Below are 17,721 nucleotides of genomic sequence, written 5' to 3' on the forward strand. Positions count from 1 at the left end.
TAAGTTAACAAATAATTACCATTGACTATCAACTATAACTTAGAATGAAAAATATTCATTGAATGTTATATTTTGATTTTTGCCACAAGCAATGCTCAGATTTTTTGCCATTATACTTATATTTTCACGATGAGCATTCAATTCATTGAAAACTGATTTTAAACTATTAGTGTTTTCAGCTCGACAGAACCCATCAGCAGCAGTTTGAAATATCTTTGATAAGAATGAAGTATAATTAATTAAGTGTTCTTCTAACTCTTTGTATTTTTCTGATGGTTTTATTTTTACGTTTCGTCTATTAACTCGTTCATATTTGTTGAAGAATTTTAATTTTATTGTGTTAGCTTTATTCATCAAAGTAAGGCACTCTCCGACGTAATCAATATCGATTCCTCCGTCAATTGATCTTCCTATAGCCACTACAGTCTTGACTACTTCTATTTCAAGAGTTAGCGCCTTCAATGGTATTGCGGTCATCTCGTCAAGAAAATCGTTAGCGGCATCATGTGCTCGTTCAAGATTACGCCTACTTAGCCATTTATAAGCCACTCCTACACCAACACCAGTAATGATTGTATTAATAATGGAGAAAACTGTTTCCGTATTTTCAATAAGGCCATTAGTTTGTGAAAAAAAAGTCATTGAAATCTCTTACAGTAATTATAAGAAAGCTATTTATGGTAATATAGCCTTTAAAGTTAAAGAGTGATTTTTACCAAGGTTGGCATTTCTCTAATCTTGAACCGCCCTCGTCAGAAATAGCAAGAAGACGACATGTTATTTTAAAATATGTCTCTCGTATTCCCTTTACAACAACCCCACCAACATGATGGTTAAGCGAACGTATATCTCTGAATTGTTCCCATAGATCGTTCTGTGTAATCCAGTTATTTATTTCATAATGTTTTGAGAATTTTTGAGTGTGATAAATAGACATGTAATGTGTGATTTCATCTACGACTTCTCTTGGTAATCGTTCTCCTTTAAAAAAATCCCATGAAGCGCTATCATTTAATAACGCATCATATAGGATACATAACTTATCGAATCTATTTATACCATTAGATATAAATTGTTGTAAATCCGGCCAGTCTAAGTCAGTGATTTTCTGAAAATGAACAATATAATCGTTCGGACATTTATTCTTGATAAATATTTCATTAACTGGCGTCGTTGCCATTTTCCTATATAGTTTTGCGTCATATTGTGTCATGATATGAAATTATGTCCTCAACGATAAAGTTTATAACAAGTTCTGGTGCCGTAGGCTACGTGATAAAATGATGATTGTCTATATGGCTTTTAGCCTATATCAAGCGAATGATAGCGCGAAAGGGACAAAATGATTTATGCGATATCAGGAGTTAAAGGGTATTAACTCCTGTTAGATTAAATTTCTTTAGGTATATGAATATTTCATCAATCCATCAAACCGCGTGAAGTCTTACTTGCAGTCTGACGAAAATCATAACGTTCCACAACATCACCCTTAAACCAGATATCCAGTGATTTAATGTGTGCTGTGCTGCTATTGGTCAACAGAGCAAGGCCCGGTATGTAGTTAGATAGTTGGCTTTCTCCCGTCATACTTGAGTAGTTCCACATCTCCTGACCATCAGTCGTAGCGCGTGTTTGAGGCTCTCCAAAGGCAGCAAGAATTTCTTGTTGGGTAGTTTTTCCCTTGACGATTTTTAATTTAACCGTTTGATGATTTTCATCAGTTAGGGATTTATTACCATGAACGGTACAGCCACCAAGTGGTAATATGATAAAAATAGCAAGTAATAGTTTTTTCATTTTGTTCCATAATTAGATGAAAGGTGAGACGTTAGAAAACATACTTTTTAAATACCAGCATCCATCGCTCGCAAAGTTCGTGGTTTGAGGTGCTTTTATTTTTCAGGGGAACATTAACTTTCCACATGGGATTTTTAATATCATCGGTTAAAATATTTAGACCAGACCGTTTGTTTGCTGAAAGTTGTTCTCTCCAGTTAGCAATAGCCGCATTATTCATACCTCGTAATGTTCCATTGCCGTAAAACTTACCCCCCTCTGAAAGTGTATAATTTATTTCCCGAATTTCGTCAAAAGTATATGTGCTGTCTTTATCTTTATTGAAAATACGGACAGTATGTTTTTGAGTATTAATAACAATACCTGTCTGTTGGCATTCATACGAAAGAATGTCGCCGTCCAGAACTTCCGTAAAGCTGTTGTAGTGCTTTTTCTTCTGTATATCTGCTGCGGTCATGATAATGACGAAGAGCACCACTAAAAATACGATACCTGTTGCTTCCACTCTTACTTCCTCCATGTAAATGAGTTAAAGAGACTGAACCCGCTCACAGAGCTTTGCTTCGTTTTATACGTCCTACAGCACCAAACTCATGGCGTCGGTCTCGGCGTTGCAAGGCTATCAGAACTTGAAATTATGATCGATATAAAAGATCGATAATGAGTTATTGATAGATTGTAGCGATTGAAAGTGCGATATCGATCGGTGATTAATTGTTATAATCGATCGAATATCGATTTATGATAGTTAAAAACTATCATATGGTTGTTTTTGATCGTTTTAAACGATATGACGAGACGCTAAAAGAATTGAATCCTATCAATTGGTTAAGCGGTGGTTTTGCCATGTGATATCAGCCGGATCCCGCAACAACTCTAGCCCTGACCGGATTAGGTCAAAAATTTAGGCACTTTGATTATCAGGATGGATAAGCAGATGAAGAAGATTTTACTCGTTGCTGGCGCAGCTCTGGCACTGGCGGGATGTGGTGAGAAAGGTGAGTTTGAGAAAGCGATCAATGCCAAGATTGGGCAGGACAAATACTGCTTCTCGCTGGATAACAATAACACCAGCTTCCCCATCCGTCTTGCCAAGCCACGACTTGATTCGACTGGCACAGGGACCAATTCAGTGATCCTCGATGGATTTGTAGAGCAGGGAATGATGGTCTTTGAGCAGGGCTATGATTCGAACGTATTAGGGATAACAGACGAAGGAGTAAAAGCTAAAGTCTGGAGCACAACAGATGGTGCCTGTGTTGGTCGTCGTGCTGTTGACGAGATTAAGGAATGGACTGAGCCGGGAAACGGTAATCAGAAAGTAGTTCGCGTGACTTATACGTGGAAGCTGGTTGACGTTCCGGGCTGGATTGACAAAAAGGCGTTCGCCAACGTTAAAGGGATGAATGAACCTGCTGATGCTGCAATGAATCTTGTTAAAACAAGTAATGGCTGGAAAGCTAACTAAAAGGATGCTGGATCGTTAAATGCCTCTGTTGCTCTGAAGAAGTTCAGGGCAGGGGCATGTTTACACAGACTATTTAGACTCCATTTAATAGAGCTTATCCGAAGTGGTATACTTTATCGATTATCTTGTTGTCTTTTGACCTGCCTCTTCTAATAGGTATAACACAGTTAGGGTTGGAACTATTATCACCCGTTCGATAATTTTTATAGTAGTATGTTATAAAATGAAACATAGACTGAAAGGGGAAGTTAATGGAGAAGAATGTTAAAGTTATCGAATTGAGTAGTCTTGACCATTTTCGGAATGATTTATTAGCAAATAGTACACCAAAGTCAGTTGAAGCCCATCTATCATGGTATCTTAACTCATTTGGTGGTCTTAACTTTAGTTTTGGTTATGACCGACCAATAATTAGGGCAAGAAGATGTTCTAATGCTGATGGTTATGGAAGTATTAGTCAATTACTTTCACCTCCACCTGAATTAACTACCATTGGTCGAATGAATGATGAAGGGAAACCTATGCTCTATGCTTCATACCACATAGGGACGGCATTGGCTGAAATTAATGCCAAAGATGGTGATATAGTTCAGATTATTCAATTAGAACTTCCCAAGAATGCTCATTCAGGTATTCGGTGTTTGGCAATCGGTGAAATCTATAACGCATATCATGGGATAACTACTATTTCTCCGATCTTATCAGATGAGGTGCGTAAATTAATTACTCGGCTCGGAGCGAAAGATATTCGTGGATTAATGTCTTTCTTATATATGGATGCTTTGTCTGCCGAGTTATTAAACGATGTGTTAGCATCGAAAAATAACTATATATATTCTAGAACATTGAGTAGGTTATTACTTGAAAAACATAAAGATATTGATGGGATCGTTTTTCCAAGTGCGAAGATAAAAGGTACTTCAAATATTACTTTGCGACCAGAATCTATACTAAACAAAACTGAAATTGTATCCAATATGGTGATTAGAATTTCTAAAATTTATCCATACGGAATTTGTGATTTTAAGGTTTTAAAACGAGCCAAAGGTCACAAGTTAGACGGAGACGTTATATGGTAAACCAATATCTATACGTTATGGATGGTAAGATAGCTGATAGCCAATAGGGCAAGTAATAAGGGCAATAATATATTACCCTTAAGTACGAAAAATATCTAATCGCGAATCAAAGGTTCACCCGGTCCAGCCCCTCCGGGGAATTGCCACCCCATGTGAGTAACGGAGTCAATGACAGCACATATTAAATCCATGACATGGCGCTGGAGATTATGAAGATAATTTATATCTATTGGTGTATTGAATTTTTCATTTTGTTTACTAAAAAATAATGGAATGCTCTTTCCTTCAACATCAGGTGTATGCCAAGAACCATGACATAAAACATTGCGAATTTTTGCAGCAGCTTTTATATCATCGACTAATTCATCAATGTTTTCTATTGTTGAAGCACTATTTAATCGTACTGATTTACCATATGATTCTGCTAAGTTCCATAGTTGATCTGTCAACGCTCTTTCTAATTGAGGTATCCATGCTTTATAGGCATCTTCAATTTCATCATTACTATAATGACGCGTTGCGGTAAATGCAAATATTGCTTTCCCAAGTATTTCCTCCAGAAAACCAAATGTCGCAACTGTTCTACCTAATTGCTCCCAAAACTCTGCTGGTTGACAGTGTGTTGGAAATTGTAATGGGAGCTTTGCTCTATCTATTATATAAGAATCAACTTTATCATCATATATCATAATAATACTCTTTTGTGTTATCCATTGTAGCTCTGAGTGTATTGATCACCCTGCGTGTGTGGTTTATGTGGTATACAATATAATTCTAATTTTAATGATATTCAATGATATATTAACTCAGTCAGTAAAATTATCTATTAGTCTGTTTAGGTAATTTGTAAACGCTGAACTTACTTATTTTGTCAGAATAAAGGGAAGGTGTCAGAACCATGCTATAATCAGGATTACGCAACTCCTGCTTCGGACGACTTGGAAAACGAACGGTCTTGTCATGATCTGATTCATTGCCATAGACTCCTGCTTTTGATGATGTCTGCTCATTGTTAAACTTAGCGCGTCTTTCAAACTCTGAGCGTGGAACATTGACACCCAGCACTTCATCATAGACATAGTTCTCTGCGATACGTTTATCATGGTCAGCATCAGTGGTATCGGATTTCCTTCTGGCCCATATAAATTTCTCTCTTATATATCCTACTATCAGTAGCGTGAAACGTTTAAACAAACCGCTCTGACGGGGCTTGGTCTGTTTCCTACTCCTCACAGGAACACGGTTCATCGCTCTGGTGTTTTGAAGAGATGGGGTTTTCAATTTAGTGGATGTATTTGGTTCAGGGGCAACCAGAACAGGGGATTTCTTCCCTGATACACTTACTTTACTGACCTTATTGGGATTACGGTAAGATTTTGCTGCTGGTCTTCTGTATGGTTCTGACTCTGCATGAGTCGGTTGCTGCTTTGTTGTTGCCGGGTAGTCAGGGAGAACGATCTCTTCCGGTTCAGGACGCTGGTAAACAGAGTAAGAGCGAACATCAACCACGATTTCCAGTGGTAGCTCACTGAATGTGGTGTAGACCTTCTTGGCCTCTTCAATTTGCTGATCGCGTTGAGCTTGTTCAGCAGCTCGTTGTTCCTGTGACGCGGTGTCATTCCATTTAGCACGATGAACACGCTGCATTGCTGGGCGGTTTGTTTCCGTTGCTTTGGCAAGCCAGAATGCTTTCTCTTCAGCACTGAATGCTTCTTCTGCTTGGGTAAGGGCATCAGCACATTGCGTCCTGAGAGAACGGTGATCGATACGTTCTTCACTGCCTGCGGCTTCAAGGTAGCTGTTTGACATGGTGGCCCACGACTCACGCCATTGGATCATTATCTTCTTATCATTCCAGCTTCTGTCTTTTTTACCGAAGCCTTCTGGACCAATGGTTTTCAGGGTTAACATGACGTGAGCGTGTGGATTCTTACCATCTAAATCATGAAATGCGATATCAGCAATCATCCCCTTATCAACAAAGTTCTTCTGGCAGTATTCGGCAACCAATTTTTTCTTGTCATCATGGTTGAGTTCTACGGGGATAGCGACATCAAAATAACGGGCTGTTTGACCGTTGTTCTGGCGTTCCACTTTTTCAACTTCATTCCAGAGTGCTGAGGAGCTTTCAATAATATGAGCAGGTGCGGAAACGGGCGCTAATATAATATGACCATGAAGATCTGTTCTGTGGCTGAAATCAAATGTTTCGCCAATGCGATCATCTGTAATACGTGTACGGGCATGGTAGGCAGCTTTCGCAACGGAAGTCATGCCTTCGCTTCGTTTCACAATTTTAAAATCCAGATGAAAAATCGCCATTAAAAATATAACCTCAAATATATGTGCTGTTGTTAGTTTTTCGTAAGAAAAACTTCGGGGTTGACGTTGACCTTGGTTTTGCTTTTAGCCTGCGGCAGCAACCGTCGGTAGACCCCACACACTGCGTAGCAGTGTATAGGTGGGCATTGTCTTTAATAAAATAAGCCAATGTAAAATGCCCCTCTTATTAATTAATACGAAATATATGTATGGTTGTAAAATAATACGCCGGGTTAAGCGGCGCAAACTGGATTAAAGGTGTAGGTTTCACGTCCGCAGGACAAAAAGAGTAAAGAAAAGGCCCGTAAGGGCAAAAGAAGTATTAATTATTCCCGCCGTAAGGCGGGATAGCTAAATTTGATGGGAAAAACGAATAAAACAGATAGTGTTATGTGTTGCACATTTCACAGGTTGAGGTGGGAAAGTAGTGTTAAAAATTGACATGTGAAAATAAAAGCATGAATGCACAAAAATAAGTAACGCGGAGAGTGCGGGGTATTTTAAGTTAGTAATTACTATCATATGCGTTGCACATATTTATAAAGAAATGTATCAGAATCATTCTCTCTAACAAAATGGTGTAAATTTGACGTTATTTCTCTTTGTGATAATTAAATACGTATAAACAACAAGAGGTGATAACTATGGATGATAATATAAAAAAACAAAGAACAGAAAAAACATTAAAACAAAAGGTAGCATTTGCTCAGCTTGAACTTAACCGCCTTAAATCTCTGGAAAAATCAGAGCGAAAGAAAATTGAAACAAGGCTAAAGATTATACTTGGTGCAGAAGTGGCTAAGGCTATGAACTGTAGTGTCGAACAGGTAGACAAAGAACTTGTTATTGGGATTTTACTATCAGCACCAGACCTGAATGATATTGAAAGAATAACGTATATAAAAGCAGGCAGGAAGTTTCTCGCGAAAATGGATGGAAGACAAAAATAAAAATATTTAAATTTATTTTGATTCAGGTATTGATATCTGATTATTATCTGTTATCTATATAAAAGAACAGAACGCAGGATAATCCTTTATTAATATTTTTTCCTTTTCAATCATGCGTTCTGTTCGACCAGTAATCTGTTAATTTTTATCTTTATGTAGTGAACGTTATTATTACTTTTTCATCAGATGTGAAAAATATCCCATGAGGAAGTAATAATGACAGTAGTGATAACAAATGTTGTTTTTAAATCTCCCGGAAGGCAAAGAGAAATCTTTGCCTTTTTTAATTCATCCGTTTGTCAGACAGAGTTAAATATATCTTTCTATTTCTATTGCCAGATAGGAGAGAAGCGTTATAACAGGAGGTATCATTAAAACAAAAAAGGAGATAATAATGATTTTATTAAATAACAAAAGAAAAAGCAAGAAAGGTTTCTCACTACTCGAACTATTACTTGTTTTAGGCATTATTGCTGCATTAGTGGTAGCGGCTTTTATCGTGTATCCCAAGGTTCAGGCTTCACAAAGAGCGCAGGCAGAATCCAATAACATTGCCACCATACAGGCAGGTGTTAAAGCATTATACACGTCGGCATCAAGCTTTACTGGCCTGACAAATACTGTGGCTGTTCAGGCTAAAATCTTCCCTGACAATATGTTAAGTGGGTCAGGAACGGCAGCTAAACCCATCAATGCCTTTAAAGGTAATGTGACGCTGGCTGCTACAGCTACAGGACCATCATCAGCGGCTGGCTCTTCTTTCACTATTACATACGATAATGTGCCAGCAGCGGAATGTGTGAAGATTGCGACAGCGGCAGCAGGTAATTTCTACATTACCACGGTTGGAACCAAGGTTGTTAAAGCCGCAGGAGGAACACTCGATGTGGCAGCTACGGCAGCAGCATGTACGAATGCCACAAGTAATACATTAGTTTTCACGTCTATTTAATGAAGAGGGCGTAAGCCCTTTTCTTTCTTATTGCTAAAACAGGGAGATAATTATGATAAAGAATAAAGGATTTACCTTACTGGAAGTCAGTATTGTTTTAGGTATTGGAACGCTTATCGCTTTTATGAAGTTTCAGGATATGCGAAACAATCAGGAAGCGGTATTAGCAGATAATGTTGGAACACAGATTAAACAGCTTGGTGAAGCGGTTAACCGCTATATCAGTATTCGATATGACAAGATTTCCACACTGTCATCATCCAACAATCAAAGTAGCGATCCGGGGCCAAGAACATGTTTGGCTGCTGGTTGTGAAATCACTTACCAGACGTTAATTAATGAAGGTCTGTTGCCTGTAGGCTATACAGGAACGAATGCGCAAAAAGCATCCTACAAGATTGTGTTAAAGCGTTCAGGAACAGCGCCGGATTACGTCATCAATGGTCTTATAACAACCGCCAGCCCGTGGGAAGAAGGTGGTCGTATTCGTTATGACCTGTTAGGTAAAGCGGTTCAGGCTGCAGGTGTTGATGGTGGGATGAGCAGAAACACCAAGATAGCGTCCGGCTATGGTGGTCAGTGGAGTGAGGACTCTAATAGCTACAGCAATATCACGGGTGGTGGATTACTGGCTTACCGCGTGGGGTATAACTCTTCAATGTATTCTGTTTATCTGCGCCGTAATGGAACGTTGCCGATGACGGGTGATCTGAATCTTGGTGGTAAGAGCATCAAAAACATCAAAGATATGACGGCATCAGGGACAACAACAACCGGGGCACTTAAGACAACGGGTAATGCGTCTGTTGCATCAGACCTGACTGTGGGAGGAACCTCAACCCTTAATGGTCCTGTAAATATCAACAACAACCTGAAGGTAAAATCCGATACCTATTTGAATACGCTATCAACAACAGGTCTGGCGAAGTTTGGTAGCCGTATTGCGACGAACGGACTTAATCCAAACGATCTGCCTGCTGGCTGGGCTGGCGGTGTTCGCACCTATGATTTGTATGCGTCAGGGACTGTTGGTGTAGGAACAGGTAAAACAGTTAAAGCTTACATGAACAATGCGGGTAATATTTATGCGTCAGGTAATCTTACCGCTGGAACGATAAAATCCAATGGCACAATTGAATCAGTTGGAAGAATCAAAGCAGGTGAATATCTCCATTTAAATGGTCAGGCAACACTGAACGCAAAATGTACGCCTAATGGTCTTGTGGGTCGAGACAGTTCAGGTAGAGTGTTATCGTGTGTTAATGGAAAATGGCAGACAGCAAGTGGTGATGGCCTGAAGGGTATTTTTATAACAATAACCGATCAAGTATCTGGATATAAGTGTGTAATACCAAATAGTGATACAGGGACATGTGCCTGTCCGGGGTCAACGTATACTCCTCAGTTTGGTTATATATCTGGAACTTTAATCGCTGAATATGATGAACAACGTTGTAGTGGTAGTAAGAACGATCATTGTTATAGTAATATAAGAAGGTTATATGCATGTAGATAATGTTTCTGTCCATTTTATTTAAATGGTGATAATTGCCATTATCATATGTCATGGTAAATTAAAAGGGCCAAGAAGGCCCTTTATAATTAAGGCGTTTGTTTCACCAGAATCTATTTAGTTAAAATAGAAATCATCATCACCTGATTCAACGACATTTGTTACAAATGTTCTACATACTATAAAATCATCATCATTATTTTCAATAGATTCTGTAAAAAATGTATCCATAGCAGACTGCTTTTCATTAGATATTTCGTATTTTCTTTCACAGTTGCTGGGGGCTAAACTGTAATCCTCATCTTGGTTCTCTATGACTCTTGTATGCGTTGTCCAAGTGTTGAGATAATCTTCATCATTAGGTTCTGTGGTAAATGTTTTTACGGTAGAGTTTGTTTTACTTGAAATTGTTGATGCGTTTATTTCGAAAGATTCACTATAGAGCATAGTATACGGTTTCATATTATATCCTTTTAATTTACAACTAAAAACATGCCTGACGGCGTGAATATGATTTCATTCACTGGATTATCGCTATAATATTGCAGTGAAATGGAAAACATGTATAGCGTGATTCCAACTAAAATCGATCTGTATAGATATTTTTCGGCATTTCTAACTATACCTGCAAAATATCTGACGTCATCTTTTCTTGCTATCCAGTCACGATATATAGCCTTCGTTAAGGCATAATTACTGTTATCAAATTTTAATGATTTAAAACTTGATTGAGAAAAACTACTTACCATCATTCCTTTTCTTAGAAAAAGAAATAAATTAATTATATCAACAAGCAATATAAAAAATAAATAATAGGAAATAAATCTTATTGCAAAATTTGTATTTGCGGATGGTAGAATGGTTTGTAGATAAACCACTGCCCCTGTGAGGGCAATAGTGATAGTAGTATAATGTGTTATCTTACTTTGAAGATTAGATAAACTATCGTTATTTTCGGAAAGGCGCTGCTTTAAAAAATCTTCTTGTTCCTTCCTTCTTTTAGGTAGAATTGATTTAATATATTGACTATACGCCATGACATATTCTTCAATTTTTGTGCCCGATATTCTTGGGCAAAGTGTATCATAGTGTATGCTCGTAAAAAACTGGAAGTTAGATTTATCCAAAATACGGTTTGATTTTTTATTGAAAGTTAATAAATATATTATTTTACTCCCCACAGGAAAACATAATAAAGATACTCTTAATGACGTAGAATTAATAACATTTCTTTTTTCAATAGTATCAAAATTCTCATCTAATGATGTGTGGAATAATAATGAAAAGTTTAATAATTTTATAATAAAGTAAATGAAATTATACTTCATTTAAAAACCTCACTAACTCACTTGACACATTAATATTCGTTTCATTTTCTAGCCATGCCCATTGACCATTTGCATTCATCTCTAAGAAGAACCATTCACCATCAAAAACTATAAAATCAAAACATCCAAAAGAAATATTCATGACTGACATATACCTCAGACATTTTTCTTTTATAGTATCAGGCATTTTTATTGTTGAATAGAATATTTCGTTATTGTTTTTTCTCCAGTCAATTTTATTTTTAGATATTATTTTTACCGAATAATCTTTACCATTTATAAATGTTGATCTCACCTCGAATTCTTTTTTTGTATACGATTGAAAATAAGCTGGACAATATTTTAATGTTTCTGTGTTTTTATTCATGTCAACCATATTTGTTTGAACAAATTCCTTTTCTTTCTGATTTTCTATCAATCCACTTGATAACGGTTTGACAATGCTATTGATTGTCAAAGTGTTTTTGAAACAATCGAAATTATTTGTCAATATAAAATCAGGAATTGTGAATCCAATATCAATTGCAGTTTTTGCTTGCAATACTTTGTTATCTGCTCTTTTTATAATTGATGGCTTGGATAAGCATTTTCCAGTAAACGACTCAGCAATCCCTTCAACAAAAGCGAATACTTCTCGAAAGCAATGATTATGATATTTTGAATCAATTTTATTGATAATATTCTCAGGAGTTGGTTTTCTATAATAGATGGATCTGCATTCACTCTCGAGCAATTCATTATTATTTTTATTAACAATACTGAATCCTTTTTTAGTGTAAGAAAATTTATATTCAGAGAAATTATCAACATCTAACCTGTAAAAATTGTTAATGCTATGTTTTTTTACTATGTAATCAATTGTTTTATCAAAGCTAGATGTTATAACTAAAATCATTTTTATTCCTATCATTGATAACCATTTGGTATAAGCTGATAATAATTATATACCTATACCTTTTGCGGGTTAAGTACAAGCCTCTCTCAAGATGAAGATCGCTATAGATTTCTGAAAGTTATTTGCTGTCAAGAGCTCTTTTTCATAGCAGTGGCTAACTTTTAGTTTCTCTTCGTTAAACGCGATTAGTTATTTTTATTCATTAAAAACAATAGACTATATCATAACTGTGTTTTTATACAGTTTTAGACTTGTTTTTAGGAAAACAAAGGATTATAAAATCTGTTGATGCCACTGTATGTGGTGTTTTTTTAGGAATGTAAGTACTACATAAGGGATATTCATAACTTCTTGGGGATTCGTTTCATGAGTAAAAACGTAAAACAGACTTCTGAAAATGTGGCTTCTACTGCTGCAAAAACGCTGGCTAATCCTAATGCTTCTGCCATCCAGAAAAGCCTCGCTGGTTCTGCGCTTTCGCAACGTGGGACATCAAACCAGACAAGTGGGCAAATGGAGCATAAGGCATCATCAGCTCTTGATAATCCACGTTCCAGCAAGTTAACGAAGCAACTTGCAGCCTCTGTTTTGGCACAATCAAACAAAGGGCGTAAGTGATAAGTAACAGGGAGAGTAAAACCTCCCTGCGTTTTTTATTTACTGCGATTGTCTGCTTGCTGGAAGGCGATTATTGTTTCTGAGCAAACTCAAACGGCCTGACCATCCCATCCCGGTTAGCATCAAGAAAATCTGCCCACCATTGTAGCATCAACCTTCGCTGCTCAAGATGCTTGGCCTTGTGGGTATAAGCAGCACGAACGCTGTTGCTTTCCTTGTGGCTCATCTGGAGTTCTACCGCATCTTCAGACCACAAACCTGACTCAATTAAGGCACTACAGGCCAGTGTGCGAAAGCCGTGTCCACAGATGTCTTGCTTCGTATCATAGCCCATCTTACGCAGCGCTTTATTGATGGTGTTTTCACTCATGGGTTTGAATGAGTCATAACAGCCAGTGAAAATTAATCCGGCTTCGTTACCTTCTTCATAGGTAAGCTGGCGGATCTCTTTCAGTATCTTAAGAGCTTGCCTGCATAGGGGAACAAAGTGCTGGCGTTTCATTTTTGCTCCACGCGTGGAATATTTGACGCGCTCAATCGCTTCACGCTTTTCTGGTATCACCCATAACTTACTGTTGAAGTCGATTTCTGACCATCGTGCATAGCGGAGTTCACTGGAACGAATGAAAATCAACAGATTGAGTTTAATCGCCAGTGTGGTAAGTCTACGGCCTTTGTAGGCATCAATACGTTCAAGTAGCAGGGGGATCTCTTCCAGCTCCAGTGCGGGACGGTGCTCAGTCTCTGGTTTCTGCACAGCACCTTCCATATCATAAGCAGGATTATGGCGCATAAGTTTTTGCTGGACGGCGTGACGCAGGATGGCGGTGATGTATTGCTTGATCCGCATGGCAATTTCAAGATAACCAAGCGTTTCTGCTTTTTTAACCGGAACAAGCAAGTCACCCGTATCCAGATCTGAAACGTTGCTGTCGCCAATATCCGGGAATACATAGGTCTCAAGGCGCTTCCATACCGTATCGGCGTAATCTTCTGACCATTTTGTTTTGGTGGCAAACCAGCTTCTGGCGACGACACGGAACGAACGGGTTTTATCCCGCTTTTCCTGCAGCGCTTTTTCATCAGCCTGTTTTTTAGCGTTAGGATCGATTCCCTGAGCAAGCAGCTTTTTTGCTTCATCACGTCGTTGTCTGGCATCAGCAAGAGAAACTGCAGGGTAAACACCAATGGAAAACACTTTCTGTTTACCATCGAAGCGATAGCCTAACTGCCAGTATTTTGAACCATTGGGATGCACAAGAAGGTAGAGACCAAATCCATCAGTGAGCTTGACGGCTTTTTCCGCTGGTCTGGCATTTTTTACTTTAGTATCAGTAAGTGACATGACGGTTCCCTCCGCGTGCTGGTAAAACGCAAATCGAACCAGCTTTACCAGCATTTTTACCAGCAAAGTAGTGTGGATTCGAGCGGTTTTTAACGAACGAGGGTGAACCTGAAGAAGGGGATAACCAGTTGATATAAATGCAGAAAGCAGACGTCAGTGAACGTCTGCTTCCCTTAAATTGGCTCCTCTGACTGGACTCGAACCAGTGACATACGGATTAACAGTCCGCCGTTCTACCGACTGAACTACAGAGGAATCGTGAGAACGGGGCGCATATTAATGGCAGTGCATGGCGATGTCAAAGGGGGAAATGCATTTTTTTGTTTGTTTGCTGCCAATTTCAACAAAACGATGAACTTTCAATCTTTTTAATCATGTTCCATCGTGGTGCATGACATCCTTTCATGGGGCAGGGAATGCTTCTCCTGGCTTAAAGAGCCAATGACGAAACAATCATAATCTCTTATTTGACGGGCGATTAGCTTTCGTATCAACGCCAAAACGAAACTGGCAAGTATCTTGCACCTGGTTGTTAGTAATGTCGGCACTCGGGCTGACGCTTAAAAAAACGGAGGCACCATGAACTTTAGACGCCTGAAATACTTCGTCAAAATTGTAGATATTGGTAGCCTGACTCAGGCTGCTGAAGTATTGCATATAGCACAGCCTGCGCTCAGTCAGCAGGTTGCCACGCTGGAAGGTGAGCTGAATCAGCAACTTTTGATTCGCACTAAACGTGGCGTTACGCCGACAGACGCCGGCAAAATTCTCTATACCCATGCGCGGGCAATTTTACGTCAGTGTGAACAGGCCCAACTGGCGGTGCATAATGTCGGTCAGACATTGTCAGGTCAAGTCTCGATTGGCTTTGCACCTGGAACCGCCGCGTCATCTATCACCATGCCTTTATTACAGGCGGTACGCGCTGAATTTCCAGAGGTCGTTATCTATCTCCATGAAAATAGCGGTGCTGTGCTTAACGAAAAACTTATAAACAACCAGCTTGATATGGCGGTGATTTATGAGCATTCCCCTGTGTCTGGCGTATCCAGTCAGACTTTGTTAAAAGAAGATCTGTTTCTTGTCGGAACTCAGGATTGCCCCGGGCAAAGCGTTGATGTTAATGCGATAGCGCAAATGAACCTCTTCCTTCCCAGCGATTACAGTGTAGTAAGACTTCGTGTTGATGAAGCTTTTTCCCTACGCCGGCTTACAGCGAAAGTCATCGGTGAAATTGAGTCTATCGCCACGCTTACCGCTGCAATTGCGAGTGGTATGGGCGTTGCAGTATTACCTGAATCGGCCGCACGTTCGTTATGTGCCGCAGTTAACGGTTGGATGTCACGTATTACCACACCTTCAATGAGTCTCTCGTTGTCATTAAACTTACCCGCCAGATCAGGTTTATCGCCACAGGCGCAGGCAGTGAAAGAGCTGTTATTGTCAGTGATTAGTTCTCCAGCCATGGATAAAAGACAATGGCAATTGGTGAGCTAAACGTTATACCTGGATGGAATAAGATGCGGGTTTTTATTATTTGTTATGCCGGGCATTAGACTCTAACAATAATGGATGTCTTATATGCCCGGAGTTTACCGTGAATTTCCAACAACTAAAGATAGTCCGCGAAGCTGCCCGTCAGGATTACAATCTGACAGAGGTCGCGAATATGCTCTTTACCTCACAGTCAGGTGTCAGTCGTCATATTCGAGAGCTGGAGGATGAACTTGGTATCGAAATATTCGTTCGTCGTGGCAAGCGGCTGCTTGGTATGACTGAACCGGGTAAAGCATTACTGGTCATTGCAGAACGTATTCTGAATGAAGCCAGTAATGTTCGTCGGCTTGCAGACCTGTTTACCAACGACACATCGGGCGTACTCACTATTGCAACGACGCACACTCAGGCTCGTTACAGCTTGCCTGGGGTCATTAAAGCCTTCCGCGAACTTTTCCCCGAAGTGCGACTCGAGCTTATCCAGGGGACGCCGCAGGAAATTGCTAGCCTGCTACAAAACGGCGGAGCTGATATTGGCATAGCCAGTGAGCGTTTGAGCAATGATCCCCAACTCGTCGCTTTCCCCTGGTTTCGTTGGCATCATAGTTTGCTCGTTCCTGTCGATCATCCTTTAACACAAATTACGCCATTGACGCTGGAATCAATAGCGAAGTGGCCGTTGATCACTTACCGACAGGGAATTACAGGCCGCTCGCGTATTGATGATGCATTTGTCCGCAAAGGTTTACTGGCAGATATTGTATTGAGTGCTCAGGATTCTGATGTCATCAAAACCTATGTCGCCCTCGGTTTGGGGATCGGATTAGTTGCCGAACAATCCAGCGGTGAGCAAGAGGAAGAGAATTTAATTCGTCTGGATACTCGCCATCTTTTCGATGCCAGTACCGTCTGGTTGGGTCTGAAACGAGGACAACTGCAGCGTAACTACGTCTGGCGCTTTTTGGAACTGTGCAATGCTGGATTGTCGGTTGAGGATATTAAGCGGCAGGTGATGGAAAATAGTGAAGAGGAAATTGATTATCAGATATAGCAAAAAGCCCGCTATCAAAGCGGGCTTTTCAAAATTTGGCTCCTCTGACTGGACTCGAACCAGTGACATACGGATTAACAGTCCGCCGTTCTACCGACTGAACTACAGAGGAATCGCTGTTGAGGCACATCTTAACGGCGAAAAATATTTTGTCAAACCTGTTTTTTATATTCCTCAACCGTTTGCCGTTTCTATCAACAGTTTGTTGCATTTGCAGACAATTTGTCGGCGAAAATCTTTGCAGCTTTTCTGATTCTCCCTCATTATTTGAAATGTGGTTTCACTTTCTGCAATTAAGGTCAGCTTTGAATATCCCCTCAGCTTTACGCCAGGTTGTTCACCACACTCGCTGGCACTCAAAACGTAAGAGTTACAAAGTGTTGTTCTGGCGCGAAATAACTCCGCTTGCTGTTCCTATCTTTATGGAGAATGCCTGTGTCCTGTTGATGGGCGTGCTGAGCACTTTTCTGGTCAGTTGGCTGGGAAAAGATGCGATGGCGGGCGTTGGGCTGGCGGACAGCTTCAATATGGTCATTATGGCCTTTTTCGCTGCTATCGATCTTGGTACTACTGTCGTTGTGGCATTTAGTCTCGGTAAACGTGATCGACGGCGAGCCAGAGTAGCAACACGGCAATCACTGGTGATCATGACGTTATTTGCCGTGCTGTTGGCAATTCTCATTCATCATTTTGGTGAACAAATTATCGATTTTGTTGCAGGTGATGCCACGACAGAGGTTAAAGCACTGGCGTTGACTTATCTGGAACTGACGGTGCTCAGTTATCCAGCCGCTGCCATCACTTTGATTGGCAGTGGGGCACTTCGTGGTGCCGGGAATACGAAAATACCGCTACTTATAAATGGTAGCATGAATATTTTTAATATTATTATTAGCGGTATATTGA

Annotated in this window: 18 protein-coding genes, 2 tRNA genes and 1 pseudogene; 9 read left to right on the forward strand and 12 right to left on the reverse strand. The window is 39.7% G+C overall.

Going from position 1 to position 17,721, the window contains the following annotated elements; genetic code table 11:
* Positions 1 to 39 precede the first annotated feature (39 nt).
* The 4 genes from HEM79_RS22675 to HEM79_RS15840 all read right to left on the reverse strand — a co-directional run bounded on the left by HEM79_RS22675 (position 40) and on the right by HEM79_RS15840 (position 2,302).
* Positions 40 to 642 (reverse strand): hypothetical protein, encoded by a 603-nt coding sequence (locus HEM79_RS22675; protein WP_226997276.1) that lies wholly within the window; start codon positions 640 to 642, stop codon positions 40 to 42.
* Between the two features lie 70 nt (positions 643 to 712).
* The gene (locus HEM79_RS15830) at positions 713 to 1,213 is read right to left on the reverse strand and encodes a hypothetical protein (protein ID WP_000195716.1); all 501 of its coding nucleotides are present in this window, start codon (positions 1,211 to 1,213) and stop codon (positions 713 to 715) included.
* A gap of 206 nt (positions 1,214 to 1,419) precedes the next feature.
* The gene (locus HEM79_RS15835; RefSeq protein ID WP_042003854.1) at positions 1,420 to 1,797 is read right to left on the reverse strand and encodes a hypothetical protein; all 378 of its coding nucleotides are present in this window, start codon (positions 1,795 to 1,797) and stop codon (positions 1,420 to 1,422) included.
* 31 nt (positions 1,798 to 1,828) lie between these two features.
* Positions 1,829 to 2,302: a DUF4755 domain-containing protein gene (locus tag HEM79_RS15840; protein ID WP_176242913.1), complete on the reverse strand. Its 474-nt coding sequence runs from the start codon at positions 2,300 to 2,302 to the stop codon at positions 1,829 to 1,831.
* A 432-nt stretch (positions 2,303 to 2,734) separates the two neighbouring features.
* Between HEM79_RS15840 and HEM79_RS15845 the strand changes: the two genes are divergently transcribed.
* The gene (locus HEM79_RS15845; protein WP_176242912.1) at positions 2,735 to 3,265 is read left to right on the forward strand and encodes a lipoprotein; all 531 of its coding nucleotides are present in this window, start codon (positions 2,735 to 2,737) and stop codon (positions 3,263 to 3,265) included.
* A 251-nt stretch (positions 3,266 to 3,516) separates the two neighbouring features.
* A complete protein-coding gene (locus HEM79_RS15850; protein ID WP_001607539.1) occupies positions 3,517 to 4,344 on the forward strand; it encodes an RES family NAD+ phosphorylase in 828 nt (275 codons plus the stop codon).
* Between the two features lie 95 nt (positions 4,345 to 4,439).
* Here HEM79_RS15850 and HEM79_RS15855 read toward each other — a convergent pair whose 3' ends face one another.
* Both HEM79_RS15855 and mobQ read right to left on the reverse strand, forming a co-directional pair.
* Positions 4,440 to 5,033: a hypothetical protein gene (locus tag HEM79_RS15855; protein ID WP_000638652.1), complete on the reverse strand. Its 594-nt coding sequence runs from the start codon at positions 5,031 to 5,033 to the stop codon at positions 4,440 to 4,442.
* Between the two features lie 130 nt (positions 5,034 to 5,163).
* On the reverse strand, positions 5,164 to 6,666 hold the full coding sequence (gene mobQ / locus HEM79_RS15860) for a MobQ family relaxase (RefSeq protein ID WP_176242911.1): 1,503 nt from the start codon (positions 6,664 to 6,666) through the stop codon (positions 5,164 to 5,166).
* A gap of 644 nt (positions 6,667 to 7,310) precedes the next feature.
* Here mobQ and HEM79_RS15865 point away from each other — a divergent pair.
* From HEM79_RS15865 to pilV, 3 genes are all read left to right on the forward strand, one after another.
* Complete coding sequence (locus tag HEM79_RS15865; protein ID WP_176242910.1) at positions 7,311 to 7,616, forward strand: conjugal transfer protein TraD; 306 nt, start codon at positions 7,311 to 7,313, stop codon at positions 7,614 to 7,616.
* A gap of 394 nt (positions 7,617 to 8,010) precedes the next feature.
* Positions 8,011 to 8,568: a type 4 pilus major pilin gene (locus HEM79_RS15870; RefSeq protein ID WP_176242909.1), complete on the forward strand. Its 558-nt coding sequence runs from the start codon at positions 8,011 to 8,013 to the stop codon at positions 8,566 to 8,568.
* Between the two features lie 52 nt (positions 8,569 to 8,620).
* The gene (pilV, locus tag HEM79_RS15875) at positions 8,621 to 10,084 is read left to right on the forward strand and encodes a shufflon system plasmid conjugative transfer pilus tip adhesin PilV (RefSeq protein ID WP_176242908.1); all 1,464 of its coding nucleotides are present in this window, start codon (positions 8,621 to 8,623) and stop codon (positions 10,082 to 10,084) included.
* Positions 10,085 to 10,198: 114 nt separating this feature from the next.
* Here pilV and HEM79_RS15880 read toward each other — a convergent pair whose 3' ends face one another.
* The 3 genes from HEM79_RS15880 to HEM79_RS15890 are packed head-to-tail and all read right to left on the reverse strand — an operon-like array spanning position 10,199 to position 12,304.
* Positions 10,199 to 10,543, reverse strand: coding sequence for a hypothetical protein (locus HEM79_RS15880; protein ID WP_000806208.1), 345 nt, complete (start codon positions 10,541 to 10,543; stop codon positions 10,199 to 10,201).
* A gap of 11 nt (positions 10,544 to 10,554) precedes the next feature.
* Positions 10,555 to 11,409 carry a hypothetical protein gene (locus HEM79_RS15885; protein ID WP_176242907.1) on the reverse strand — a complete coding sequence of 285 codons (855 nt, stop codon included), beginning with the start codon at positions 11,407 to 11,409 and terminating at the stop codon, positions 10,555 to 10,557.
* Positions 11,399 to 12,304, reverse strand: coding sequence for an MvdC/MvdD family ATP grasp protein (locus HEM79_RS15890; protein ID WP_183082706.1), 906 nt, complete (start codon positions 12,302 to 12,304; stop codon positions 11,399 to 11,401). Before HEM79_RS15890 ends, HEM79_RS15885 begins: the two co-directional genes overlap by 11 nt.
* A 366-nt stretch (positions 12,305 to 12,670) precedes the next feature.
* On the opposite strand from HEM79_RS15890, the gene HEM79_RS15895 reads away from it, so the two are divergent.
* Positions 12,671 to 12,922: a hypothetical protein gene (locus HEM79_RS15895; protein ID WP_000042269.1), complete on the forward strand. Its 252-nt coding sequence runs from the start codon at positions 12,671 to 12,673 to the stop codon at positions 12,920 to 12,922.
* A gap of 70 nt (positions 12,923 to 12,992) precedes the next feature.
* Here HEM79_RS15895 and HEM79_RS15900 read toward each other — a convergent pair whose 3' ends face one another.
* Complete coding sequence (locus HEM79_RS15900; RefSeq protein WP_176241649.1) at positions 12,993 to 14,267, reverse strand: tyrosine-type recombinase/integrase; 1,275 nt, start codon at positions 14,265 to 14,267, stop codon at positions 12,993 to 12,995.
* 179 nt (positions 14,268 to 14,446) lie between these two features.
* Positions 14,447 to 14,522, reverse strand: a tRNA-Asn gene (locus HEM79_RS15905).
* 324 nt (positions 14,523 to 14,846) lie between these two features.
* Here HEM79_RS15905 and nac point away from each other — a divergent pair.
* Complete coding sequence (gene nac, locus HEM79_RS15910) at positions 14,847 to 15,764, forward strand: nitrogen assimilation transcriptional regulator NAC (protein ID WP_176241648.1); 918 nt, start codon at positions 14,847 to 14,849, stop codon at positions 15,762 to 15,764.
* Positions 15,765 to 15,864: 100 nt separating this feature from the next.
* Entirely contained in the window at positions 15,865 to 16,815 is a 951-nt protein-coding gene (gene cbl / locus HEM79_RS15915; RefSeq protein ID WP_105285081.1) for an HTH-type transcriptional regulator Cbl, read from the forward strand.
* A 36-nt stretch (positions 16,816 to 16,851) separates the two neighbouring features.
* On the opposite strand, the gene HEM79_RS15920 is transcribed toward cbl, so the two are convergent.
* A tRNA-Asn gene (locus tag HEM79_RS15920) sits at positions 16,852 to 16,927 on the reverse strand.
* Positions 16,928 to 17,087: 160 nt separating this feature from the next.
* Between HEM79_RS15920 and yeeO the strand changes: the two are divergent.
* Positions 17,088 to 17,721, forward strand: a pseudogene (gene yeeO / locus HEM79_RS15925) (toxic metabolite efflux MATE transporter YeeO); the annotation flags it as partial.

The organism is Escherichia sp. 93.0816 (assembly GCF_013368855.2).
Classification (GTDB): Bacteria; Pseudomonadota; Gammaproteobacteria; order Enterobacterales; family Enterobacteriaceae; genus Escherichia; species Escherichia ruysiae.

Coding starts and splice junctions, on each gene's coding strand:
- pilV (WP_176242908.1), top strand. CDS start 8,621: ATGATAAAGAATAAAGGATTTACCTTACTGGAAGTCAGTATTGTTTTA.
- mobQ (WP_176242911.1), bottom strand. CDS start 6,666: ATGGCGATTTTTCATCTGGATTTTAAAATTGTGAAACGAAGCGAAGGC.
- HEM79_RS15830 (WP_000195716.1), bottom strand. CDS start 1,213: ATGACACAATATGACGCAAAACTATATAGGAAAATGGCAACGACGCCA.
- nac (WP_176241648.1), top strand. CDS start 14,847: ATGAACTTTAGACGCCTGAAATACTTCGTCAAAATTGTAGATATTGGT.
- HEM79_RS15865 (WP_176242910.1), top strand. CDS start 7,311: ATGGATGATAATATAAAAAAACAAAGAACAGAAAAAACATTAAAACAA.
- HEM79_RS15855 (WP_000638652.1), bottom strand. CDS start 5,033: ATGATATATGATGATAAAGTTGATTCTTATATAATAGATAGAGCAAAG.
- HEM79_RS15845 (WP_176242912.1), top strand. CDS start 2,735: ATGAAGAAGATTTTACTCGTTGCTGGCGCAGCTCTGGCACTGGCGGGA.
- HEM79_RS22675 (WP_226997276.1), bottom strand. CDS start 642: ATGACTTTTTTTTCACAAACTAATGGCCTTATTGAAAATACGGAAACA.
- HEM79_RS15895 (WP_000042269.1), top strand. CDS start 12,671: ATGAGTAAAAACGTAAAACAGACTTCTGAAAATGTGGCTTCTACTGCT.
- HEM79_RS15890 (WP_183082706.1), bottom strand. CDS start 12,304: ATGATTTTAGTTATAACATCTAGCTTTGATAAAACAATTGATTACATA.
- HEM79_RS15870 (WP_176242909.1), top strand. CDS start 8,011: ATGATTTTATTAAATAACAAAAGAAAAAGCAAGAAAGGTTTCTCACTA.
- HEM79_RS15885 (WP_176242907.1), bottom strand. CDS start 11,409: ATGAAGTATAATTTCATTTACTTTATTATAAAATTATTAAACTTTTCA.
- HEM79_RS15835 (WP_042003854.1), bottom strand. CDS start 1,797: ATGAAAAAACTATTACTTGCTATTTTTATCATATTACCACTTGGTGGC.
- HEM79_RS15850 (WP_001607539.1), top strand. CDS start 3,517: ATGGAGAAGAATGTTAAAGTTATCGAATTGAGTAGTCTTGACCATTTT.
- HEM79_RS15900 (WP_176241649.1), bottom strand. CDS start 14,267: ATGTCACTTACTGATACTAAAGTAAAAAATGCCAGACCAGCGGAAAAA.
- HEM79_RS15880 (WP_000806208.1), bottom strand. CDS start 10,543: ATGAAACCGTATACTATGCTCTATAGTGAATCTTTCGAAATAAACGCA.